Source organism: Pseudomonas sp. IT-P260 (assembly GCF_949768395.1).
GTDB lineage: Bacteria > Pseudomonadota > Gammaproteobacteria > Pseudomonadales > Pseudomonadaceae > Aquipseudomonas > Aquipseudomonas parakoreensis.
This window is the reverse complement of the sequence record NZ_CATKPO010000041.1, coordinates 234,660-256,561: the sequence shown is the minus strand read 5'-3', so window position 1 is coordinate 256,561 and position 21,902 is coordinate 234,660. Positions and strand designations below refer to the sequence as shown.

Sequence of the window (21,902 nt, the reverse complement as noted above, 5' to 3'; positions counted from 1 at the left end):
GTGCCATCATTGCGCTTGCCCACAACCTGAATTTTTAATCTCGACCTCAGCGCGCCTCTCCCTTAAGGTAGGGCGCGAATAGACAACCGGCCGGCCCAAGCTCATTTGGGACACGACCCAAGACGGACGCCTATGAACCCGAATTTTCTAGATTTCGAACAGCCGATCGCCGACCTGCAAGCCAAGATCGAAGAGTTGCGCTTGGTCGGTAATGACAATTCGCTGAATATCGGCGATGAGATCTCCCGCCTGCAGGACAAGAGCCGCACGCTGACCGAAGACATCTTCGGCAAGCTGACCAGCTGGCAGATCGCTCGCCTGGCGCGCCACCCGAAACGCCCGTACACCCTTGATTACATCGAGCACATCTTCACCGAGTTCGACGAACTGCACGGTGACCGTCACTTCTCCGACGACGCCGCCATTGTGGGTGGCGTGGCCCGTCTGGAAGACCAGCCAGTGATGGTCATCGGTCACCAGAAGGGTCGCGAAGTGCGCGAGAAGGTACGCCGCAACTTCGGTATGCCGCGTCCGGAAGGCTACCGCAAGGCTTGCCGTCTGATGGAAATGGCCGAGCGTTTCAAGATGCCGATCCTGACCTTCATCGACACCCCGGGCGCCTACCCGGGTATTGACGCCGAAGAGCGCAACCAGAGCGAGGCCATCGCCTGGAACCTGCGCGTGATGGCGCGCCTGAAAACCCCGATCATCGCCACCGTGATCGGTGAAGGTGGTTCCGGCGGTGCGTTGGCGATCGGTGTCTGCGATCAGTTGAACATGCTGCAGTACTCGACCTACGCGGTGATCTCGCCGGAAGGTTGCGCTTCGATCCTGTGGAAAACCGCCGAAAAAGCGCCGGACGCTGCCGAGGCGATGGGCATCACCGCCGAGCGCCTGAAAGGTCTGGGTATCGTCGACAAGGTGATCGGCGAGCCACTGGGCGGCGCCCATCGTGATCCGGCCGCTGCCGCTGCGTCGATCCGTGCCGAACTGAGCTCGCAACTGGCGATGCTGAAGAAGTTCGACAACGAAGCGCTGCTCAAGCGCCGTTACGATCGTCTGATGAGCTACGGTCTCTAAGTCGAAGCGCGATACCCATGTGGGAGCGAGCCTGCTCGCGAAAGCGGTATGACACTCGACGAATGAGTTGAATGTTAAACCGTCTTCGCGAGCAGGCTCGCTCCCACAGTTGTTTGGGGCAAAGAGAAAGGTATGGGTCAGTCCATGATTGATTTGCCTTCACGGCTTTTGCGCAACCTTGAGCTTTGGCGCGACGCCGCTCATTGGCGCGTCGCGTTTTCCGGTGGTCTCGACTCCACCGTCCTGCTGCACCTGCTTGCCGATCTGGCAAAAACCGAATCATTCCCTGCGCTCAGCGCCATCCATATCCACCACGGCCTCCAGGCTGCGGCCGATGCGTGGCCGGCGCATTGTCAGTCGGTCTGCGATGCGCTGGGTGTGCCGCTGCACGTGATGCGGGTGACGGTGCAAACCGGCGCCAGCCTGGAGCGGGCGGCGCGGGAGGCGCGTTACGCGGCGTTCATGTCGCTGACCGAAGCGGATGACGTGCTGCTGACCGCGCAGCACCGTGATGATCAGGCGGAAACCCTGTTGTTTCGCCTGATGCGCGGTGCCGGCGTTCGCGGACTTTCGGCGATGCCGGCGCAGCGGCCGTTGGGTCAGGGCACGCTGTTGCGGCCTCTTCTCGATGTCACGCGTGCCGAGCTTGAGGCGTACGCCCGTGCGCATCAGTTGCACTGGATCGAAGACCCGTCAAACCAGGATCGACAGTTCTCGCGCAACTATCTGCGCCATCAGGTGCTGCCGCTGCTCACCGCGCGCTGGCCGCAAGCGCAGGCGAGCATGGCGCGCAGCGCGGCGCACCTGCGTGAGGCGCAAGGCCTGCTCGATGAGCTGGCGCAGCTCGATCTGGCACAAGCCGCCACGCCGAGCGGGTTTTCATGGCTGGCCCTGCCGTCGCTGGAGTTGGCGCCGCTGGCGAATTTGTCCGCCGCTCGTCAGCGCAATGCACTCAGCCACTGGCTCGCACCGCTGACCCGGCTGCCCGATACTGACCATTGGTCGGGTTGGGACAACCTGTGCGGCGCTGCCAGCGATGCATCCCCGGTCTGGCGTCTGGCCGATGGCGAGGTCCATCGCAGCGCAGGTCGGATATGGTGGTTGAGCGGCGACTGGCTGTGTGTGCCAGCGGTCAGCGTTGACTGGCATGACCCATCGATGCCGCTACCCTTGGCGAATAACGGGCGTGTCATGTTCAGCGGGCAGACTCCCATCGGGCCGTTGCGGATTGGCTATCGGCAGGGCGGCGAAGTCATGCACCTGGCCGATCGCGGGCACCGCGATCTCAAGCGCCTGCTCAATGAGCGCGCAGTGCCGGGCTTCGTCCGTGGCAGATTGCCGCTGCTGTTTCGCGGCGCAGAATTGCTCGCCGTGGCGAACCTGCCGGGCCTTGACGGGCAGGGGCTGGACGGCTGGAAATTGCATTGGCAGCCAACAGACGAAGATCAAGGTTTGAGATGAAAGGGGCATTCCGGTAGACTACGCTCCCTTCTTGATACAACTTCTGTGGATTCGCCTGAATTGCAGGAGTTGCCGATTACCAAGCAGTCTTTGCTGGGCGATTCCAAAAAATGTGTAGCGAGCAACGTACCGGTGTTTCATCTGCCGGTCTGTCCCAACGCGGCGGTTTTTTTGAAAGGTGCACTGTGATTAATGCAGGTGATCGGGGGCTTCGGCCTTCCTTCGCTTTCCCCGGCGGCTCGTACCGCTTTAACGCAGACTTCTAGGGTTTTTCATGACGCGCTACATATTCGTCACGGGCGGTGTTGTTTCTTCATTGGGGAAAGGCATTGCCTCGGCTTCATTGGCGGCCATCCTGGAGGCGCGGGGGCTTAAGGTCACCATGCTTAAGCTGGATCCGTACATCAACGTCGACCCGGGCACCATGAGCCCGTTCCAGCACGGTGAAGTGTTCGTCACCCACGACGGCGCCGAGACCGACCTGGACCTGGGCCATTACGAGCGGTTCATCCGCACGACCATGACCCAGAACAACAACTTCACCACCGGCCGTGTCTACGAGCACGTGCTGCGCAAAGAGCGCCGTGGTGATTACCTGGGTGCAACCATCCAGGTGATTCCGCACATCACCGACGAAATCAAGCGTCGCATCATCAAGGGTGCCGGCGATGCCGATGTGGCCCTGGTGGAAATCGGCGGTACCGTTGGCGACATCGAATCCCAACCGTTCCTCGAAGCCATCCGTCAACTGCGTGTGGAAGTCGGTTCCAAGCGCGCGATGCTAATGCACCTGACCCTGGTTCCGTACATCGCCACCGCTGGCGAAACCAAGACCAAGCCAACCCAGCACTCGGTTAAAGAGCTGCGTTCGATCGGCCTGCAGCCTGACGTGCTGATCTGCCGCTCCGACCATCCGGTGGATGTGTCGTCGCGTCGCAAGATCGCGCTGTTCACCAACGTTGAAGAGCGTGCGGTGATCTCCCTGGAAGACGTCGACACCATCTACAAGATCCCGGCCGTGCTGCACGCTCAGGGTCTGGACGATTTCGTCGTCGAACGTTTCGGCCTGCAATGCAACGGCGCCGACCTGTCCGAGTGGGAAAAGGTCGTCGATGCCAAGCTCAATCCAGAGCACGAAGTCACCATCGCGATGGTCGGCAAGTACATGGAACTGCTGGACGCCTACAAGTCGCTGATCGAAGCGATGAGTCACGCCGGCATCACCAACCGTACCAAGGTCAACCTGCGCTACATCGATTCCGAAGACATCGAGAATCAGGGCACTGCGCTGCTCGAAGGCGTTGACGCGATCCTCGTTCCGGGCGGCTTCGGTCTGCGCGGCGTGGAAGGCAAGATCACTGCCGTTCAGTACGCTCGTGAAAACAAGGTTCCGTACCTGGGCATCTGCCTGGGCATGCAAGTGGCGGTCATCGAGTTCGCCCGTAACGTGCTGGGCTGGAAAGACGCCAACTCCACCGAGTTCGATCGCGCCAGCGGCCATCCGGTCGTGGGTCTGATCACCGAGTGGGAAGACGCCACCGGCGCGGTTGAAGTGCGTACCGAAGCGTCCGACCTGGGCGGCACCATGCGCCTCGGCGCTCAGGAATGCCTGCTTGAAGCCGGCTCCAAGGTGCACGATTGCTACGGCAAGGACGTGATCGTTGAACGTCACCGTCACCGCTACGAAGTGAACAACAACCTGCTGCCACAGATCATCGAAGCCGGCCTGAAAATCTCCGGTCGCTCCGCTGACGCCGCGCTGGTTGAAGTGGTTGAAGCGCCGGATCATCCATGGTTCGTCGCTTGCCAGTTCCACCCCGAGTTCACCTCGACGCCTCGTGACGGTCACCCGCTGTTCAGCGGTTTCGTAAAAGCAGCGTTGGCTCAACACCAGAAGAAGGCGTAACCCGATGGCACAGAAGATCATCCGCGTCGGCGACATCGAGATTGCCAACGACAAACCCATGGTGCTGTTCGGCGGCATGAACGTGCTGGAAAGCCGTGACATGGCCATGCAGGTTTGCGAGGAGTACGTGAAGGTTACCGAGAAACTCGGTATCCCTTACGTGTTCAAGGCCAGCTTCGACAAGGCCAACCGCTCTTCTGTGACCTCGTATCGCGGCCCTGGCCTGGAAGAAGGCATGCGCATCTTCCAGGACATCAAGCAAGCCTTCGGCGTGCCGATCATCACCGACGTCCACGAGCCTGATCAGGCCGCGGTCGTCGCTGAAGTCTGCGACATCATCCAGCTGCCGGCCTTCCTGTCGCGTCAGACCGATCTGGTCGTCGCGATGGCCAAGACCAACGCGGTGATCAACATCAAGAAAGCCCAGTTCCTCGCGCCTCAGGAAATGAAACACATCCTGAACAAGTGTGTGGAAGCGGGTAACGATCAATTGATCCTCTGCGAGCGTGGTTCGAGCTTCGGCTACAACAACCTCGTGGTCGACATGCTCGGCTTCGGCATCATGAAGCAGTTCGAGTACCCGGTATTCTTCGACGTGACCCACTCGCTGCAAATGCCTGGCGGTCGTTCCGACTCCGCCGGCGGTCGCCGCGCCCAGGTCACCGATCTGGCCAAGGCGGGCATGAGCCAGTCGCTGGCCGGTCTGTTCCTCGAAGCGCATCCGGATCCGGACAACGCCAAATGCGACGGCCCTTGCGCCTTGCGTCTGGACAAACTGGAGCCATTCCTGGCCCAGCTCAAAGCCTTGGACGAACTGGTGAAGAGTTTTCCGACGGTAGAAACCGCGTAACGCTCATTTCTCCGGTAAAGTACCGCACGATTTGTCGCACATGCCCTCGGGCATGTGCGTTGTCGTCTGCAAGCTGCCCGCTGCACACCACTTGCCGACGGTAAAAAGATTTCCTCTAGCTGCGTCGTTTTCGTCAACTTTGGAGTGTTTACAACAATGGCAAAAATCGTCGACATCAAAGGTCGTGAAGTCCTCGACTCCCGTGGCAATCCCACCGTGGAAGCGGACGTGCTTCTCGACAACGGCATCATCGGCAGCGCTTGCGCGCCGTCCGGTGCATCCACTGGCTCGCGTGAAGCGCTCGAGCTGCGTGATGGCGACAAGAGCCGTTACCTGGGCAAGGGTGTGCTCAAGGCGGTAGCCAACATCAACGGTCCGATCCGCGATCTGCTGCTGGGCACCGACCCAAGCGACCAGAAAGCCCTCGACCACGCGATGATCAAGCTCGACGGTACCGAAAACAAGGCAACCCTGGGCGCCAACGCCATCCTCGCCGTGTCCCTGGCTGCGGCCAAGGCGGCTGCACAGGACCAGGACCTGCCGCTGTACGCACACATCGCCAACCTGAACGGCACCCCGGGTGTGTACTCGATGCCGGTGCCAATGATGAACATCATCAACGGTGGCGAGCATGCCGATAACAACGTCGACATCCAGGAATTCATGGTGCAGCCGGTTGGCGCCAAGACCTTCTCGGAAGGGCTGCGCATGGGCACCGAGATTTTCCATCACCTCAAAGCCGTGCTGAAGGCCCGTGGCCTGAGCACCGCCGTTGGCGACGAAGGCGGTTTCGCACCGAACCTGGCATCCAACGAAGACGCGTTGAAAGTGATCTCCGAAGCCGTAGCCAACGCCGGTTACAAGCTGGGCACTGACGTGACCCTGGCGCTGGACTGCGCTGCCAGCGAGTTCTTCGAAGACGGCAAGTACAACCTGTCCGGCGAAGGCCAGGTGTTCACCGCTGAAGGTTTCGCCGATTATCTGAAAGGCCTGACCGAACGTTATCCGATCATCTCGATCGAAGACGGTCTGGACGAGTCCGACTGGGCTGGCTGGAAGATCCTCACCGACAAGATCGGCGAGAAAACCCAACTGGTCGGCGACGACCTGTTCGTGACCAACACCAAGATCCTGAAAGAAGGCATCGATAAAAAGATCGCCAACTCGATCCTGATCAAGTTCAACCAGATCGGCACCCTGACCGAAACCCTGGAAGCCATCCAGATGGCCAAGGCCGCCGGTTACACCGCCGTGATCTCGCACCGTTCGGGCGAAACCGAAGATTCGACCATTGCCGACCTGGCCGTTGGCACCTCGGCTGGCCAGATCAAGACCGGTTCGCTGTGCCGTTCCGACCGCGTTTCCAAGTACAACCAACTGCTGCGTATCGAAGAGCAGTTGAATGGCAAAGCCAAGTACAACGGTCGCGCCGAGTTCCGCGGTTAAGCTGTAGATGGTAAAAAGACACCGGATTGTGTCGAAAAAGTCGTGACAGCGATGGATTTGCCACTAATCTGATGCCTTATATGCACAAGCCTGGATCTTCCAGGCTTCGTGCTATCAGACGTTTCAAAGTTTTCGCGTGGCTGTCTTTTTTCACTGGATACCTGATATTCGATGCGCAGTCCTTACTGGTTGTTTCTCGTTTTGCTCTTGCTGCTGGCCGGTCTGCAGTACCGCCTGTGGGTGGGCAATGGCAGTCTGGCGCAGGTCGCCGAGCTGAAGCAGCAGATTGCTGATCAGCACGCCGAGAACGAAGGCCTGCTGGAGCGCAATCGGGTGATGGACGCTGAAGTCAGCGAATTGAAGAAAGGCATGGAGACCGTTGAAGAACGGGCTCGCCATGAGCTGGGCATGGTCAAGGACGGTGAAACCCTTTACCAGCTCGCGCAATGATCGATTCCCTGCCGGCCTTCTGGGCCGTGATTCCTGCCGCGGGCGTCGGTGCCCGAATGGCCGCGGACCGTCCCAAGCAGTACCTGCAACTGGGCGGACGGACAATTCTCGAACACAGCCTCGGCTGTTTCCTCGATCACCCGAGCCTCAAGGGCCTGGTGGTCAGTCTGGCGGTTGATGATCCTTATTGGCCGCACCTTGCCTGCGCCAGCGATTCGCGGATTCAGCGGGTCGAGGGCGGCGCGGAGCGTTCCGGGTCGGTGCTCAATGCCTTGCTGCATTTGCATGCGCAAGGTGCCGACGATGAAGACTGGGTGCTGGTGCACGATGCCGCGCGCCCGAATCTGAGCCGAGACGACCTCGACAAATTGCTGGCTGAGCTGGCGGACGATGCCGTCGGCGGTCTGCTGGCCGTGCCGGCGCGCGACACCTTGAAGCGGGTCGACAAGCACGGTCGTGTGCTCGAAACCGTGGATCGCAGCGTGATCTGGCAAGCCTACACACCGCAGATGTTCCGCCTCGGTGCCTTGCATCGGGCGTTGGCTGACAGTCTGGTGGCGGATGCGGTGATTACCGATGAAGCCTCGGCGATGGAGTGGGCTGGTCTGGCACCGCGTTTGATCGAAGGGCGGGCGGACAACCTTAAAGTCACCCGGCCGGAAGATCTGGAGTGGTTGCGTCAGCGCTGGGCCAATCGCCGCTGATTGCTGTGGAGCCTGTCAGATTGCCTTCGCGAGCAGGCTCGCTCCCACATTTGATTTGCGCCTGACCCCGAATTTGCATGCACCGCCGATCCCCTGTGGGAGCGAGCCTGCTCGCGAAGGCGATCGTTCAAGCAACCCATAACTCAGCCCCGGTACTCCGGCCGCTCGGCCAACCCTTCCTTCAAGAAATCCACCAGCTTGCGCACCTTCGGCGACAGATGCCGCTGCTGCGGATATAACGCCCACACCGCCGTATTCGGTGGCTGATGCGCCTCCAGCAGCGAAATCAGCGCCCCGCTGTGCAAATGCTCCAGCACGTAGTAGTCCGGCAACTGACACAGGCCGACCCCTTGCAGCGCCGCATCCAGTACCGCCTGCCCACTGTTGCAGCGCCAGTTTCCCTGAACACGTTGGGAACATTCCCGCCCGTTCTGTTCCAGTTGCCACAGATCCGAGCTGCCGATCAGGCAATTGTGGCGGCTCAGTTCCGACAAACTGTGTGGGCGGCCATACCGTTCCACGTAGGACGGAGACGCGCACAGATACATCCGGCGCGGCGCCAGGCGAGTGGCGACCAATCGCGAATCCTGTAGCCGGCCCAAACGGATCGCCAAATCCAGCCCCTCATGCACCAGGTCGAGCTGGCGGTTGGTTAACTCGATGTCGACGCGCAATTGCGGATATTGCCCCATGAAACGTGTCACCAGCGGCACGATGAACCGCTCGCCATAGGCCACGGCACAGGTCATGCGCAGCATGCCTTTGGGCTCGCTGGTCAGATCGCCAACAGCGCGCAGGGCTTCTTCGCGACCGTCCTGCAGGCGTTGGCAATGCTGCAGAAAAGTTTGTCCGGCTTCGGTCAACGTCACGCGGCGGGTACTGCGATAAAGCAGACGCGTCTGCAAGCGCTCTTCCAGTCGTACGATTTGTCGACTGATGTGCGAGGACGAAACCCCAAGACGCTCTGCTGCGGCGGTGAATTGGCTGCATTCGGCAACGGCGACGAACTCGTCGATGCCTTCCCAGCGATTTTCCGACATCGGGATTATCCCTGTATGGCAATAATGTTTTGCTTTGGTCCGGATTATTCATCAGATCGCGCTGTACTACACTGCCGGTCTGGTTTTTTTTAATCAATGGATTCACTGGAGAGTCAGCATGATCAAGTCGCGCGCCGCCGTTGCCTTCGAGGCCAAGAAGCCGCTGGAAATCGTAGAAGTCGATGTGGCCATGCCCAAGGCCGGTGAAGTGTTGCTGCGCGTGGTGGCTTCCGGGGTTTGCCACACTGACGCCTACACCCTGTCCGGCGCAGACCCGGAAGGCATCTTCCCGTCGATCCTTGGCCACGAAGGTGGCGCAATCGTTGAAGCGATCGGCGAGGGCGTCACCTCGGTCGCCGTCGGTGACCACGTGATTCCGCTGTACACCCCGGAATGCGGCCAGTGCAAATTCTGCAAGTCGGGCAAGACCAACCTGTGTCAGGCGATTCGCGCTACTCAGGGCAAAGGTCTGATGCCGGACGGCACTTCGCGCTTTTCCTACAAGGGCCAAACGATTTTCCACTACATGGGTACTTCGACCTTCTCGGAATACACCGTACTGCCGGAAATCTCCGTGGCGAAAATCGCCAAGGATGCGCCGCTGGAAAAGGTCTGCTTGCTCGGTTGCGGCGTGACCACCGGTATCGGTGCGGTGATCAACACCGCCAAGGTCAAGCCGGGTGACACCGTGGCGATTTTCGGTCTGGGCGGCATCGGTCTTTCGGCCGTCATTGGTGCGGTGAAAGCCAAGGCCGCGCGGATCATCGCCATCGACATCAACCCGGCCAAGTTCGAAATCGCCAAGCAATTGGGTGCCACCGATTGCGTCAATCCGAAAGACTTCGATCGTCCGATCCAGGAAGTGATCGTCGACATGACCGACGGCGGCGTCGACTTCTCGTTCGAGTGCATCGGCAACGTGCAACTGATGCGCGCGGCGTTGGAATGCTGCCACAAGGGCTGGGGCGAGTCGGTGATCATCGGCGTGGCCGGTGCCGGTCAGGAAATTTCGACCCGTCCATTCCAATTGGTGACCGGGCGCGTCTGGCGCGGTTCGGCATTCGGCGGCGTACGTGGCCGTACCGAGTTGCCAAGCTACGTCGACATGGCGCAAAGCGGCGAGATCCCGCTGGATACCTTCATTACCCACACCATGGGTCTGGAAGACATCAACAAGGCCTTTGATCTGATGCACGAAGGCAAGAGCATCCGCACCGTCATTCATTTCTGATCAATCGCGACGTCCCGGCTACAGACCTTGAAGGGTTTGTAACCGGGGTCGCGTAGGAGTCTTTACATGAGTCTGGAAAACATCTCCTGTCAGAAAAGTTTCGGCGGTTGGCACAAGCGCTATCGCCACCGTTCCGACGTGCTTGGTTGCGACATGGTGTTTGCCGTGTACCTGCCGCCGCAAGCGGAGCAGGGCGGCAAGTTGCCAGTGCTTTACTGGCTGTCCGGTCTGACCTGCACCGACGAGAACTTCATGCAAAAGGCCGGCGCGATGCGCATGGCCGCCGAACTTGGCCTGATCATCGTCGCGCCGGACACCAGTCCGCGCGGCCCGGATGTGCCGGGTGATCCGGATGGCGCCTGGGATTTCGGCCTCGGTGCCGGGTTCTACCTGAATGCCACGCAGGAACCATGGGCGCGGCACTATCGGATGCATGACTATGTCGTGCAGGAATTGCCTTCATTGGTTGAAGCGCATTTCCCGGCGTCGGACAAACGCAGCATCAGCGGCCATTCAATGGGCGGCCACGGCGCTTTGGTTTGTGCGCTGCGCAATGCGGGGCGTTACCAGTCGGTCTCGGCGTTTTCGCCGATCAACAATCCGATGGATTGCCCGTGGGGGCAGAAAGCGTTCTCGCGCTATCTGGGTGAAGACCGTTCGAAGTGGAAAGAATGGGATGCCTGCGCGCTGATTGCCGAGGCCGGCGAAAAACTGCCGTTACTGGTCGATCAGGGTGATCGCGACGACTTCCTCGAAAACCAGCTCAAGCCCCAGGCCCTGCAACAAGCGGCAAAACAAGCGGGTCATCCGCTGACGTTGCGCCTGCAACCGGGCTACGACCACAGCTATTTCTTCATCTCAAGCTTCATAGATGACCACTTGCAGCATCACGCACGCGCCCTGCGCGGTTAATGCAGGTAGAATCACGCCCTGACAAAAATCGGGGCGTTTTTTTTATGCGTATTGGCCACGGCTACGATGTGCACCGTTTCGCTGAAGGCGATTTCATTACTCTGGGCGGCGTGCGTATCGCACACGGCTTCGGGCTGCTCGCTCACTCCGACGGTGACGTCCTGCTGCACGCCTTGAGCGATGCCTTGCTCGGCGCGGCTGCGCTGGGTGATATCGGCAAACACTTTCCGGACACCGACCCGCAATTCAAGGGCGCCGACAGCCGCGTGCTGCTGCGTCATGTGGTTGCGCTGATCCACGCCAAGGGCTGGAAAGTCGGCAACGTCGACAACACCATCGTCGCCCAGGCACCGAAAATGGCCCCACATATCGAAGCGATGCGTGCGTTGATCGCCGCCGATCTGCAAGTTGAACTGGATCAAGTGAACGTGAAAGCTACCACCACCGAAAAGCTCGGCTTTGTCGGTCGCGAAGAAGGCATTGCCGTGCATTCCGTTGCCTTGTTGCTTCGCGCATGAACGAACTGCAACTGCTCGGCCCGCGCGCCTATGGCGAACCCCTCGGCACTGCGGTTCTGAAAGCCATCGCCGAAGATTTTCAGGTCGATGAGGTGCTCGACATCCCGTTCAGCGGCGATGGCGAACACCTGTGGATCTGGGTGGAAAAACGCGGTCTGAACACCGAAGAGGCAGCGCGGCGGATTGCCAAAGCAGCTGGCGTGCCCTTGCGTACCGTCAGTTATGCCGGGCTCAAGGATCGTCAGGCGCTGACCCGTCAGTGGTTCAGTGTGCAACTGCCGGGCAAGGCTGATCCGGATCTGTCGGCGGCGGAAAACGACACGCTGAAGATCCTCAAGACCACGCGGCACAAGCGCAAGCTGCAACGCGGCGCGCATTCGGCCAACGGTTTCACCTTGCGCCTGACCCAGTTTGCCGGCGACAAGGACGCAATCGAACAGCGTCTGCAACTGATCGCCAAACAAGGCATTCCCAATTATTTTGGCGCCCAGCGTTTCGGCCATGACGGCGGCAACGTCGTTGATGCGCGTGCCTGGGCGGCGCGCAAGGCGTTGCCGGAGCAGCGCAATGTGCGCTCGCGGCTGCTGTCGACGGCGCGCAGTTTTCTGTTCAATCAAGTGCTGGCGGCGCGGGTGGCCGATGGCACCTGGCAGCAGGCGCAAGTCGGCGATCTGCTGGCGTTCACCGACAGCCGCAGCTTCTTCCCGGCGGGTGAGGCCGAATGCAGCGATCCGCGCCTGGCGATTCTCGACCTGCACCCGACCGGTCCGCAGTGGGGCGAAGGTGACTCACCGGCCGCCGGCGCTGTCCATGATCTGGAGCAGGGGATTGCAGCTCGCGAGGCGGATCTGCGCGATTGGTTGATCAATGCCGGAATGAGCCACGAACGTCGCATCCTGCGGCTGCCCATTGGCGGGTTGTCGTGGCATTATCCCCAGCCTGACATTCTGCAACTGGAATTCGTCCTCCCGGCCGGATGCTTCGCCACCGTATTGGTGCGCGAACTCGTTGATCTGGTGCCGGTGGGGCAGACGGACAGCCCATGCGTATTCTGATTTCTAACGACGATGGGGTAACCGCACCCGGTCTCGCCGCGCTTTATGCTGCGCTGGCGGATTACACCGAATGCGTGGTTATCGCCCCGGAGCAGGACAAAAGCGGCGCCAGCAGTTCGCTGACGCTCGACCGTCCGCTGCACCCGCAATACCTGGCCAATGGTTTCATCAGCCTCAACGGAACACCGACCGACTGCGTGCATCTGGGCCTCCACGGCCTGCTGGAGCGCGAGCCGGACATGGTGGTTTCCGGGATCAATCTCGGTGCCAATCTGGGCGATGACGTGCTGTATTCCGGCACGGTGGCAGCAGCCCTCGAAGGGCGCTTTCTCGAGCGTCCTTCGTTCGCCTTTTCGCTGTGTTCGCGGCAAGTGGACAATCTGGCGACAGCAACACATTTCGCGCGCAAACTGGTCGAAGCCCACGCCGGGCTGGACCTGCCTCCGCGCACGGTGTTGAACGTGAACATTCCCAATCTGCCGATCGACCATATTCGCGGCATTCAACTGACCCGTCTGGGTCATCGCGCCCGCGCGGCAGCGCCGATGAAAGTGGTCGACCCGCGTGGCAAGGCCGGTTACTGGATTGCCGCTGCCGGCGACGCCGAAGACGGCGGCCCGGGCACCGACTTTCATGCAGTGATGCAGGGTTATGTGTCGATCACGCCATTGCAGCTCGACCGCACCTTCAATGATGCCTTCAGAAGTCTCGATGGCTGGCTGGAGGGACTGCGCTGATGGCTCGTGAACACGAAGACAGGCTGCGCAGCGGCATCGGCATGACGTCGCAACGCACCCGTGAACGTCTGATCCAGCGTTTATATGAAGAAGGCCTGTCCAACGCCAAAGTGCTGGAAGTGATTCGCCGTACGCCGCGTCATCTGTTTGTCGATGAAGCGCTGGCGCACCGCGCGTACGAAGACACCGCACTGCCGATCGGCCACAACCAGACCATCTCCCAGCCTTATATGGTGGCGCGCATGAGCGAGCTGCTGCTGGAGGCGGGGCCGCTGGACAAGGTGCTGGAGATCGGTACCGGTTCGGGGTATCAGACAGCCGTGCTGTCGCAACTGGTTGAGCGGGTATTTTCGGTCGAGCGCATCAAGGTCTTGCAGGATCGGGCCAAGGAGCGCCTGGTCGAACTCAACCTGCGCAATGTGGTGTTTCGCTGGGGCGATGGCTGGGAAGGCTGGCCGGCGCTGGCGCCATACAACGGCATCATCGTCACCGCAGTCGCGACCGATGTACCGCAGGCCTTGCTCGATCAACTGGCACCGGGTGGGCGGATGGTGATTCCGGTCGGCTCGGGGGAAGTGCAGCAACTGATGCTGATCGTGCGCGAAGAACACGGCTTTTCCCGTCACGTTCTGGGGGCGGTGCGCTTCGTGCCGTTGCTCAATGGCCCGCTGGCCTGAGCATTTGTTTACGGGCGCTGAATTCCTTGCGCTGGCCTGTGTCTTACACCGGCAGCGATGGTTTAAACGCGACGAAATATCCACGGGCAAACGTGTGCGTGTCGCGTTTTCGCATCTTTAACGGTAAAGCCTGTTCAGCCCGTTATACTTGCGACACTACTTGCCGCGGTTCGGCATTCCACATATTTCAGCCACCACAAAGGGAGCGGCGGGTGAGTCTCACAGTCATTGCGCAGCGTATGGGTAACACGAGCTTTCAGCGCCTGGTGACTGGCCTTGTATTGAGCACCTTGCTGGTCGGTTGCTCCAGCACCAAATCGGGCAATGTGCGGGTGGTCGATCGCAACAGTGCAGCGGCTCAGCGTCCTGCCGTCACGACCGGGCAGTATGTAGTCCGTCCGGGCGATACGCTGTTTTCCATCGCTTTTCGCTACGGCTGGGACTACAAAGCCCTCGCGGCCCGGAACAATATTCCTACGCCGTATACGATCCACCCGGGTCAGACAATTCGCTTCGACGGTCGCACCGGTTCAACGCCGACGGCGGTGGTGAGCAACAGCAGTTCCTCACCATCGTCTTCAAGCAAAACCACGGTAATCCGGCGTCAGGCGAATGGCACCACGACCACCACGGTGACCGGCTCAAAGGCAGGTTCTGCGGGGGCTGCACCGTCCGTCGCGAACAAATCGACCCCGGCTCCGATGCCTCCACCGGGCCCGGCCCCGACCGGCTGGGGATGGCCATCTAATGGCATTCTGATTGGAAAATTCTCTTCAAACGGTAGTTTGAATAAAGGAATTGATATCGCCGGAGATTTGGGACAGCCTGTTTTAGCTGCGTCTGATGGGACGGTGGTTTACGCCGGGAGTGGCTTAAGGGGCTACGGCGAATTAGTCATCATCAAACACAGCGAAACCTACGTCAGTGCCTACGGACATAACCGCAGGCTGTTGGTACGGGAGGGGCAGCAGGTCAAGGTCGGACAGACAATTGCCGAAATGGGGTCAACGGGTACAGACCGGGTGAAACTGCATTTTGAGATTCGCCGACAAGGTAAGCCAGTAGATCCGCTGCAGTTCCTGCCCAGACGTTGATTTGAGGCCAGCCTGTTCCGTCGCGTAGAGGGGACAGGCTCCAGCGCTGCCAAGGATAAAGGCGTCGCTTGAGCTTGGGGTCGAACTCACCAAAGGACTATAACAATGGCTCTCAGTAAAGAAGTGCCGGAGTTTGACATCGACGATGAGGTTCTCCTTATGGAGGCCGGCATCGATTCGGATTCGATGTCGAATGATGAAGGGGCTGCTCCACCTTCCGTTCGTTCCAGATCCAAACACTCCGCTTCACTTAAACAACACAAGTACATCGATTACACCCGGGCACTCGATGCCACGCAGCTGTATCTCAACGAAATCGGCTTTTCTCCACTGCTCTCCCCCGAGGAAGAAGTTCATTTTGCGCGTCTGTCGCAAAGTGGCGATCCGGCGGGGCGCAAGCGCATGATTGAAAGTAACCTGCGGCTGGTCGTGAAGATCGCCCGGCGTTACGTCAATCGGGGGTTGTCGCTGCTGGATCTGATCGAAGAGGGCAACCTCGGCTTGATCCGCGCAGTGGAAAAGTTCGATCCCGAGCGCGGCTTCCGCTTCTCGACTTACGCCACCTGGTGGATTCGTCAGACCATCGAGCGTGCGATCATGAATCAGACCCGGACCATCCGGTTGCCGATCCATGTGGTCAAGGAGCTCAACGTGTACCTGCGGGCCGCACGAGAGCTGACGCAAAAGCTCGATCACGAACCCTCACCCGAAGAAATCGCCAACCTGCTGGAAAAACCGGTGGGCGAGGTCAAGCGCATGCTCGGCCTGAACGAGCGGGTTTCTTCGGTCGACGTCTCGCTGGGTCCGGATTCGGATAAAACCCTGCTGGACACCCTGACGGATGACCGTCCGACCGATCCATGCGAACTGCTGCAGGACGACGACCTGTCGCAGAGCATCGATCAATGGCTCTCGGAACTGACCGACAAGCAGCGCGAGGTGGTCGTACGCCGCTTCGGCCTGCGCGGCCATGAGAGCAGTACGCTGGAAGACGTAGGCCTGGAGATCGGCCTGACCCGGGAGCGGGTGCGGCAGATCCAGGTTGAGGGCCTCAAGCGCCTTCGCGAAATCCTTGAGAAGAATGGCCTGTCGAGCGAGTCGCTGTTTCAGTAAGCGCCTCTGACGCCTGCCCATAAAAAGCCCCGACTGGTTCGGGGCTTTTTTATTGCTCGGATCTTGGCTGAATACTGTCTGTGGCGAGGGAGCTTGCTCCCGACGGGTTGCGCAGCAACGCCAATGGTTCATGAGCGCTGCGCACTCAAGCGAGAGCAAGCTCCCTCGCCACAACGTTCACTGCCGGACATACGGTTAGCATTTCCATCGTTTGTAGTCTCGCGGTGTAAGCCTTGGCTTACTCTTTCGTAAGCGTTCCCTATTTTTGCAGGACGGCAGACGTCGATTGCTCAGGGCTGGAGTATTTAACTAGTTGATTAATAAGCTTATTTTGTAATGTGAAGTGCTTATTACAGCGATTTTCAGCCCGCGAGGCCGATTGCTCCCGGCGGGGAACTCTTTAGTATCAGCACTGTGTCGACGGACAGACACGCCCTTCAAGGAAGAGGGGAACGGACATCGCAGGACGCGATTCATCAGGACGATGAAAAGGAATACAGGGAATAGGGAAAAAATGTGGGCGGGTCAAACCGCCCCTTTTTTTGCCTGTAGAAAAGTAGAATCCGAAAAAGCAAAAAGGCCCGCAAGGGGCCTTTTGGTAACGCGCGACAGATCAGCGTTCGAGGTCTTTGATCTTGCCTTTGACGCCATCCCACTCTTCGGCATCCGGCAGCGATTCTTTCTTCTCGGTGATGTTCGGCCAGATTTCAGCCAATTCAACGTTGAGTTGAATGAACTCCTGCATATCCTCTGGAACTTCGTCCTCAGAGAAAATGGCCACGGCCGGGCATTCCGGTTCGCACAGGGCGCAGTCGATGCACTCGTCCGGGTGAATCACCAGGAAGTTCGGGCCTTCGTAAAAGCAGTCCACCGGACAGACTTCTACGCAGTCGGTGTACTTGCACTTGATGCAGTTGTCGGTGACGACGAAGGTCATTTCTATTTTTCTCCTCAGGCGGCGGCAGCGTAGCCCCTTCACGGTTGGGGTCGCCAGGTTCGGGAGCGATGTCTGCCAGCCAGGCTATTAACCGGCAGCATCCCGAACCGCGCGAGATTCTAACAGCTTGAAGCCGTTTGCGTTATATCCGGTTCTTTGCTGCTTAGATCCGGTTCTTAAGTGCATATAACAATTCGAGTGCTCGACGCGGGGTCAGGTCATCGAGATCCACTTTCGCCAATTCGTCCAGTACCGGATGTGGCAGGCTGGCAAACATGTCGCTTTGCTGCGGGACGACAGGCTTGCCTTTGACGGCAGGCTTTGGCGCCTCATGCGGCAATGCGGTGTCTTCCAGTCGGCTCAGGTGTTCGCGGGCACGCACGATCACTTCACTCGGCACGCCGGCCAATTGCGCCACGGCCAGGCCGTAGCTTTGGCTGGCAGGCCCTGGCAACACGTGGTGCAGGAATACGATGCGCTCGTTGTGCTCGGTCGCGTTGAGGTGCACGTTGGCCACCAGCGGCTCGGCTTCCGGCAACACGGTCAGTTCGAAATAGTGTGTGGCAAATAAAGTATAGGCACGCAGATGTGCCAGGCGCTCGGCAGCGGCCCATGCCAGCGACAGACCGTCAAAGGTGCTGGTGCCGCGACCGACTTCGTCCATCAGCACCAGACTGCGTTCGGTGGCGTTGTGCAGGATGTTGGCGGTTTCGCTCATCTCGACCATGAAGGTCGAACGGCCGCCGGCCAGGTCGTCGCTGGAGCCGATCCGGGTGAAGATCCGGTCCACCAGCGACAGCTCGCAACTGGCCGCCGGGACAAAGCTGCCGATATGCGCCAGCAGTACGATCAATGCGGTTTGGCGCATGTAGGTGGATTTACCACCCATGTTCGGGCCGGTGATCACCAGCATCCGGGTGTTGTCATCCAGGCTCAGATCGTTGGCCACGAACGGCGTGGTCAGCACCTGCTCAACCACCGGGTGGCGCCCTTGGGTGATGCGCATGCACGGCTCGCTGACGAAGCGCGGGCAGTTCAGATCAAGGTTCAGCGCACGTTCGGCAAGGTTGCTCAGCACGTCCAGTTCGGCCAGCGCGCCGGCCGTGTCCTGCAGCGGTGGCAGTTGGCTGATCAGATCTTCCAGCAACGCCTCGTAGAGCATTTTCTCGCGGGCCAAGGCGCGGCTCTTGGCTGACAGCGCCTTGTCTTCGAATTCTTTCAGCTCCGGCGTGATGAAACGCTCGGCGCCCTTGAGTGTCTGGCGACGGATGTAGTCTGCCGGAGCCGATTCCGCCTGCTTGCTCGGCAGTTCGATGAAGTAGCCGTGAATGCGGTTGTAGCCGACTTTCAGGTTGGCCAGGCCGGTGCGGGCCTTTTCCCGGGCTTCGAGGTCGATCAGGAATTGGCCGGCGTTCTCGCTCAACGATTGCAGCTCGTCGAGTTCGCTGTCGTAACCGGTTTTCAACACGCCGCCGTCGCGGATCACCGCAGGCGGGTTGTCGATAATGGCTTTTTCCAGCAGCGCCGCCAGTTCCGGATAGGTGCTGGTGGTGGCTGCCAGGCGCTGCAGGTGCGGCGCTTCGAGGTCGGTCATCGCTACTTGCAGTTGCGGCAGGGCACCGAGAGCATCGCGCAGGCGAGCGAGGTCACGGGGGCGCGCGTTGCGCAGGCCGATCCGCGCCAGAATCCGCTCGATGTCGCCGATTTCCTTGAGCTGCGGCTGGAGTTTTTCGAAGCGGTAGCCGTCGAGCAGGCAAGTGATCGAGGTCTGTCGCGCCAGCAGCACGGTCAAATCACGCAGTGGACGGTTCAGCCAACGGGTCAGCAGGCGGCTGCCCATCGCGGTCTGGCAACGATCGACCACCGATTGCAACGTGTTGTCGCGCCCGCCAGCCAGGTTGGTATCGAGTTCGAGGTTGCGGCGGCTCGCGCCGTCGAGCACCACGGTGTCGTCCAGACGCTCATGACGCAGGCTGCGCAGATGGGGCAGGGCGGTGCGCTGGGTTTCCTTGGCATAGGCCAGCAAGCAACCAGCGGCGCCGATGGCCAGGGTGAGGGTTTCGCAACCGAAGCCTTTCAGGTCTTGCGTGGAAAACTGCTGGCAGAGACTTTTCAACGCCGAATCGCGCTCGAAATCCCACGGCGCGCGACGACGCACACCACGGCGTTTTTCCGCCGGCAGGTCTTTTGGCCAGTCGTCCGGAATCAGCAGTTCCACCGGGTTGACCCGCTCCAGTTCCGCCAGCAGGTTCTCCCAGCCCTTGATCTCCAGCACCGTGAAATTGCCGCTGGTGATGTCCAGCACCGCCAGACCGAACAGGCGCTCGTCGCCCAGTACCGCCGCGATCAGGTTGTCGCGCCGTTCATCCAGCAACGCCTCATCGCTGACCGTACCCGGGGTGATGATGCGCACCACCTGACGTTCCACCGGGCCCTTGCTGGTGGCGGGATCGCCGACCTGCTCGCAGATCACTACCGACTCGCCGAGTTTGACCAGTTTCGCCAGGTAACCTTCCGCCGCGTGATAGGGAATTCCACACATCGGAATCGCCTGGCCCGCCGACTGACCGCGCGCGGTCAGGGTGATGTCGAGCAACTTGGCAGCCTTCTTCGCGTCTTCATAGAAGATCTCGTAGAAGTCGCCCATGCGATAGAACATCAGCTGATCCGGGTGCTGATTCTTCAGGCGCCAGTACTGCTGCATCATCGGGGTGTGGGAGGACAGGTCGGAGACGGCTTTATTCATCGGATTGTCAGGTAACTCGTTAAATGATGTAGGGCAAAAGCGAGGGCAACCGCCGGGCTTTTCCGCGATGGGCGCAAGGTTACCATGGGCGGTCGGCTCGACGCAGGCATGACGGCCCGCTGACACTTTCTGCGGTTAATTGTGATTTATGCACGATTTATGCAAATCAGCATTTGTCTTCGGAAAAAACTTCAAGCACTATGCGCGTTATGCAAAAACGCAACGTATCCTCCGTCTTAAGAGCACTGCTCGATCAGCACGGGATCTCCCCCACGGAGCTCCACCGTCGCACCGGCGTGCCTCAATCAACGCTCTCGCGGATTCTCAGCGGGAAGATCGTCGATCCTTCGGATAAACACATCTCGAAGATCGCCGAATACTTCAATGTGAGCACTGATCAATTGCGCGGTCGCGCCGATGTCGCGACCGCGACCGGTGGCGCGCGCGATGACGTGCATGCGGAACTCAAGGACATAAGCCTGTGGGACGACGATACCCCTGTCGATGACGACGAGGTGTCGGTGCCCTTCCTTCGTGAGGTTGAATTGGCTGCTGGATCAGGAAGATTCGTCATCGAAGAGAGCGAACGCTCTAGCCTGCGCTTCGGCAAGCGCAGCCTGCGCCACAACGGTGTGCAGTTCGACCAGGCCAAATGCGTGACAGTGCGCGGTAACAGCATGATGCCGGTATTGCGGGACGGCGCCACGGTCGGAGTCAATGCCGGCAAGTGCGGGATCGGCGACATCATCGATGGCGACCTGTACGCGATCAATCACAACGGTCAATTGCGCGTGAAGCAACTCTACCGCCTGCCGACGGGGATCCGTCTGCGCAGCTTCAACCGCGATGAACATCCGGACGAGGACTACAGTTTCCAGGACATGCAGGAAGAGCAGATCGTCATCCTCGGTCACGTCTTCTGGTGGGGCATGTACGCCCGATAGGCAATCCCCTTCTTAGAAAACCCGCCCATGGCGGGTTTTTTTTCGCCTGAACAAAACCCCCAACGCCTTGATTTATGCGGCCTTCATGCGTCGGTGCATTTCTTGCGCATAAATAAATGCATTTATGCATTGACTGTATATGCATCCATGCATATTCTTGCCACCAAGCCGCTCGACAAAGCGGCTGGCAACAACAGCTCTTTAGTTCCACAAGAACAGGCAGCGATGAACCGGCCTCAACGGTTCAGAGGGTTGGCAACTGACCCGGGTGCGCAGCGTAAAGCACCAAGAGCAGTTATCCGGCGGGCAGGGACCGCGGTCGGAAAAACAATTTGAATGGACTCGTACCGCGCCAGTAGCGCCGAAAAGTCAGCTTCCTTCTCGAATACAGGATTTGAAGGAAGGCGAAGGAGCGCATTACTGAAAAGCCCGGCGTAATTGCCGGGCTTTTTGGAATGCCTGCCTGATTTCTGCTCCGGCGACGAAAGTTGCACGGGTCTGCAGGTGTGCAGAACGCAAGAACGCACTCGATATTGGTAGTTGTCAGGAGAAGTAAAATGACGCGATATGCTTTTGTACAATTTTATTATGGGCAAACCGTCAACATGGTTCTGCAAGTCGTGGACGCTGAGGAGAAGCCCACTGAGCTTCCAAATGGCGTAAATGGCTATTGGGTTGACGCAACAGACTATCCGGGTGTTCAGGTGGGATGGAAGGGCACAACTTCCGGCTATCCCTATACTGACTGGGTCCTCAGTGAGCTGACTTATCAGGAGTACGTCGATCTAGCGACCAAACAGATACAGGATTTACTCACGGTTGCGGTTAATTGGCTGAAGGTGAACCCTTTGCAATACAAGCTGGATCTAGGTGTTGCCTCGCCTGAAGAGCAAACATTGTTGCAGGCTTACAAACAGTATTACGTCGATGTCGCTGACGTGAACAAACAATCCGGCTATCCATCAGCGATCAACTGGCCGGTAGCTCCGTTCTAATCCGAT

21 protein-coding genes are annotated in these 21,902 nt (G+C 59.5%); 18 read left to right on the top strand and 3 right to left on the bottom strand.

The genetic code is table 11. The features are described from left to right. Positions 1–132 precede the first annotated feature (132 nt). From ACM6HV_RS22370 to ispD, 7 genes are all read left to right on the top strand, one after another. On the top strand, positions 133–1,080 hold the full coding sequence (locus ACM6HV_RS22370) for an acetyl-CoA carboxylase carboxyltransferase subunit alpha (RefSeq protein WP_041072320.1): 948 nt from the start codon (positions 133–135) through the stop codon (positions 1,078–1,080). Positions 1,081–1,212: 132 nt separating this feature from the next. After that, entirely contained in the window at positions 1,213–2,541 is a 1,329-nt protein-coding gene (gene tilS / locus ACM6HV_RS22365; RefSeq protein WP_414905317.1) for a tRNA lysidine(34) synthetase TilS, read from the top strand. A gap of 274 nt (positions 2,542–2,815) precedes the next feature. Continuing rightward, on the top strand, positions 2,816–4,447 hold the full coding sequence (locus tag ACM6HV_RS22360) for a CTP synthase (protein ID WP_003222153.1): 1,632 nt from the start codon (positions 2,816–2,818) through the stop codon (positions 4,445–4,447). Between the two features lie 4 nt (positions 4,448–4,451). Continuing rightward, positions 4,452–5,297, top strand: a complete 846-nt coding sequence (kdsA, locus tag ACM6HV_RS22355) for a 3-deoxy-8-phosphooctulonate synthase (protein ID WP_007954807.1) — start codon at positions 4,452–4,454, stop codon at positions 5,295–5,297. Positions 5,298–5,453: 156 nt separating this feature from the next. Continuing rightward, positions 5,454–6,743, top strand: coding sequence for a phosphopyruvate hydratase (eno, locus tag ACM6HV_RS22350; protein WP_041072316.1), 1,290 nt, complete (start codon positions 5,454–5,456; stop codon positions 6,741–6,743). Positions 6,744–6,914: 171 nt separating this feature from the next. Continuing rightward, positions 6,915–7,193 carry a cell division protein FtsB gene (ftsB, locus tag ACM6HV_RS22345; RefSeq protein WP_007964293.1) on the top strand — a complete coding sequence of 93 codons (279 nt, stop codon included), beginning with the start codon at positions 6,915–6,917 and terminating at the stop codon, positions 7,191–7,193. Then, the gene (gene ispD, locus ACM6HV_RS22340) at positions 7,190–7,897 is read left to right on the top strand and encodes a 2-C-methyl-D-erythritol 4-phosphate cytidylyltransferase (RefSeq protein WP_414905316.1); all 708 of its coding nucleotides are present in this window, start codon (positions 7,190–7,192) and stop codon (positions 7,895–7,897) included. Before ftsB ends, ispD begins: the two co-directional genes overlap by 4 nt. A gap of 143 nt (positions 7,898–8,040) precedes the next feature. Here the strand turns inward: ispD and ACM6HV_RS22335 are convergent, their stop codons facing one another. Next, on the bottom strand, positions 8,041–8,937 hold the full coding sequence (locus ACM6HV_RS22335; protein ID WP_414905315.1) for a LysR substrate-binding domain-containing protein: 897 nt from the start codon (positions 8,935–8,937) through the stop codon (positions 8,041–8,043). Between the two features lie 118 nt (positions 8,938–9,055). On the opposite strand from ACM6HV_RS22335, the gene ACM6HV_RS22330 reads away from it, so the two are divergent. From ACM6HV_RS22330 to rpoS, 8 genes are all read left to right on the top strand, one after another. Beyond that, complete coding sequence (locus tag ACM6HV_RS22330) at positions 9,056–10,168, top strand: S-(hydroxymethyl)glutathione dehydrogenase/class III alcohol dehydrogenase (RefSeq protein WP_027611042.1); 1,113 nt, start codon at positions 9,056–9,058, stop codon at positions 10,166–10,168. Between the two features lie 66 nt (positions 10,169–10,234). Then, positions 10,235–11,080: an S-formylglutathione hydrolase gene (fghA, locus tag ACM6HV_RS22325; RefSeq protein WP_414905314.1), complete on the top strand. Its 846-nt coding sequence runs from the start codon at positions 10,235–10,237 to the stop codon at positions 11,078–11,080. A gap of 44 nt (positions 11,081–11,124) precedes the next feature. Next, the gene (ispF, locus tag ACM6HV_RS22320; RefSeq protein WP_027611044.1) at positions 11,125–11,598 is read left to right on the top strand and encodes a 2-C-methyl-D-erythritol 2,4-cyclodiphosphate synthase; all 474 of its coding nucleotides are present in this window, start codon (positions 11,125–11,127) and stop codon (positions 11,596–11,598) included. Beyond that, positions 11,595–12,653, top strand: coding sequence for a tRNA pseudouridine(13) synthase TruD (gene truD / locus ACM6HV_RS22315; protein WP_414905313.1), 1,059 nt, complete (start codon positions 11,595–11,597; stop codon positions 12,651–12,653). The genes ispF and truD overlap by 4 nt, the downstream gene beginning before the upstream one ends. After that, positions 12,641–13,390 (top strand): 5'/3'-nucleotidase SurE, encoded by a 750-nt coding sequence (surE, locus tag ACM6HV_RS22310; protein ID WP_414905312.1) that lies wholly within the window; start codon positions 12,641–12,643, stop codon positions 13,388–13,390. The genes truD and surE overlap by 13 nt, the downstream gene beginning before the upstream one ends. A 41-nt stretch (positions 13,391–13,431) precedes the next feature. Further along, complete coding sequence (locus tag ACM6HV_RS22305) at positions 13,432–14,067, top strand: protein-L-isoaspartate(D-aspartate) O-methyltransferase (protein WP_169841266.1); 636 nt, start codon at positions 13,432–13,434, stop codon at positions 14,065–14,067. A 212-nt stretch (positions 14,068–14,279) separates the two neighbouring features. Next, complete coding sequence (locus ACM6HV_RS22300; protein ID WP_115986308.1) at positions 14,280–15,161, top strand: peptidoglycan DD-metalloendopeptidase family protein; 882 nt, start codon at positions 14,280–14,282, stop codon at positions 15,159–15,161. Between the two features lie 105 nt (positions 15,162–15,266). Continuing rightward, complete coding sequence (gene rpoS, locus ACM6HV_RS22295) at positions 15,267–16,274, top strand: RNA polymerase sigma factor RpoS (protein WP_095138373.1); 1,008 nt, start codon at positions 15,267–15,269, stop codon at positions 16,272–16,274. A 613-nt stretch (positions 16,275–16,887) separates the two neighbouring features. Here the strand turns inward: rpoS and fdxA are convergent. Further along, positions 16,888–17,211, bottom strand: coding sequence for a ferredoxin FdxA (gene fdxA / locus ACM6HV_RS22290; protein WP_003222178.1), 324 nt, complete (start codon positions 17,209–17,211; stop codon positions 16,888–16,890). Positions 17,212–17,374: 163 nt separating this feature from the next. Beyond that, on the bottom strand, positions 17,375–19,957 hold the full coding sequence (gene mutS, locus ACM6HV_RS22285) for a DNA mismatch repair protein MutS (RefSeq protein WP_414905311.1): 2,583 nt from the start codon (positions 19,955–19,957) through the stop codon (positions 17,375–17,377). 200 nt (positions 19,958–20,157) lie between these two features. Between mutS and ACM6HV_RS22280 the strand changes: the two genes are divergently transcribed. The 3 genes from ACM6HV_RS22280 to ACM6HV_RS22270 all read left to right on the top strand — a co-directional run bounded on the left by ACM6HV_RS22280 (position 20,158) and on the right by ACM6HV_RS22270 (position 21,896). Next, positions 20,158–20,901: a helix-turn-helix transcriptional regulator gene (locus ACM6HV_RS22280; RefSeq protein WP_095138375.1), complete on the top strand. Its 744-nt coding sequence runs from the start codon at positions 20,158–20,160 to the stop codon at positions 20,899–20,901. A gap of 27 nt (positions 20,902–20,928) precedes the next feature. Further along, positions 20,929–21,237, top strand: coding sequence for a hypothetical protein (locus ACM6HV_RS22275; RefSeq protein WP_414905310.1), 309 nt, complete (start codon positions 20,929–20,931; stop codon positions 21,235–21,237). A gap of 221 nt (positions 21,238–21,458) precedes the next feature. Next, the gene (locus ACM6HV_RS22270) at positions 21,459–21,896 is read left to right on the top strand and encodes a tail fiber assembly protein (RefSeq protein WP_414905309.1); all 438 of its coding nucleotides are present in this window, start codon (positions 21,459–21,461) and stop codon (positions 21,894–21,896) included. The last annotated feature ends 6 nt before the right edge of the window (positions 21,897–21,902 follow it).

Excerpts from the sequence above, each read along its gene's own strand:
- ACM6HV_RS22370 (WP_041072320.1), top strand. The coding sequence starts at position 133 with ATGAACCCGAATTTTCTAGATTTCGAACAGCCGATCGCCGACCTGCAA.
- tilS (WP_414905317.1), top strand. The coding sequence starts at position 1,213 with ATGGGTCAGTCCATGATTGATTTGCCTTCACGGCTTTTGCGCAACCTT.
- ACM6HV_RS22360 (WP_003222153.1), top strand. The coding sequence starts at position 2,816 with ATGACGCGCTACATATTCGTCACGGGCGGTGTTGTTTCTTCATTGGGG.
- kdsA (WP_007954807.1), top strand. The coding sequence starts at position 4,452 with ATGGCACAGAAGATCATCCGCGTCGGCGACATCGAGATTGCCAACGAC.
- eno (WP_041072316.1), top strand. The coding sequence starts at position 5,454 with ATGGCAAAAATCGTCGACATCAAAGGTCGTGAAGTCCTCGACTCCCGT.
- ftsB (WP_007964293.1), top strand. The coding sequence starts at position 6,915 with ATGCGCAGTCCTTACTGGTTGTTTCTCGTTTTGCTCTTGCTGCTGGCC.
- ispD (WP_414905316.1), top strand. The coding sequence starts at position 7,190 with ATGATCGATTCCCTGCCGGCCTTCTGGGCCGTGATTCCTGCCGCGGGC.
- ACM6HV_RS22335 (WP_414905315.1), bottom strand. The coding sequence starts at position 8,937 with ATGTCGGAAAATCGCTGGGAAGGCATCGACGAGTTCGTCGCCGTTGCC.
- ACM6HV_RS22330 (WP_027611042.1), top strand. The coding sequence starts at position 9,056 with ATGATCAAGTCGCGCGCCGCCGTTGCCTTCGAGGCCAAGAAGCCGCTG.
- fghA (WP_414905314.1), top strand. The coding sequence starts at position 10,235 with ATGAGTCTGGAAAACATCTCCTGTCAGAAAAGTTTCGGCGGTTGGCAC.
- ispF (WP_027611044.1), top strand. The coding sequence starts at position 11,125 with ATGCGTATTGGCCACGGCTACGATGTGCACCGTTTCGCTGAAGGCGAT.
- truD (WP_414905313.1), top strand. The coding sequence starts at position 11,595 with ATGAACGAACTGCAACTGCTCGGCCCGCGCGCCTATGGCGAACCCCTC.
- surE (WP_414905312.1), top strand. The coding sequence starts at position 12,641 with ATGCGTATTCTGATTTCTAACGACGATGGGGTAACCGCACCCGGTCTC.
- ACM6HV_RS22305 (WP_169841266.1), top strand. The coding sequence starts at position 13,432 with ATGACGTCGCAACGCACCCGTGAACGTCTGATCCAGCGTTTATATGAA.
- rpoS (WP_095138373.1), top strand. The coding sequence starts at position 15,267 with ATGGCTCTCAGTAAAGAAGTGCCGGAGTTTGACATCGACGATGAGGTT.
- fdxA (WP_003222178.1), bottom strand. The coding sequence starts at position 17,211 with ATGACCTTCGTCGTCACCGACAACTGCATCAAGTGCAAGTACACCGAC.
- mutS (WP_414905311.1), bottom strand. The coding sequence starts at position 19,957 with ATGAATAAAGCCGTCTCCGACCTGTCCTCCCACACCCCGATGATGCAG.
- ACM6HV_RS22280 (WP_095138375.1), top strand. The coding sequence starts at position 20,158 with ATGCGCGTTATGCAAAAACGCAACGTATCCTCCGTCTTAAGAGCACTG.
- ACM6HV_RS22275 (WP_414905310.1), top strand. The coding sequence starts at position 20,929 with ATGGCGGGTTTTTTTTCGCCTGAACAAAACCCCCAACGCCTTGATTTA.
- ACM6HV_RS22270 (WP_414905309.1), top strand. The coding sequence starts at position 21,459 with ATGACGCGATATGCTTTTGTACAATTTTATTATGGGCAAACCGTCAAC.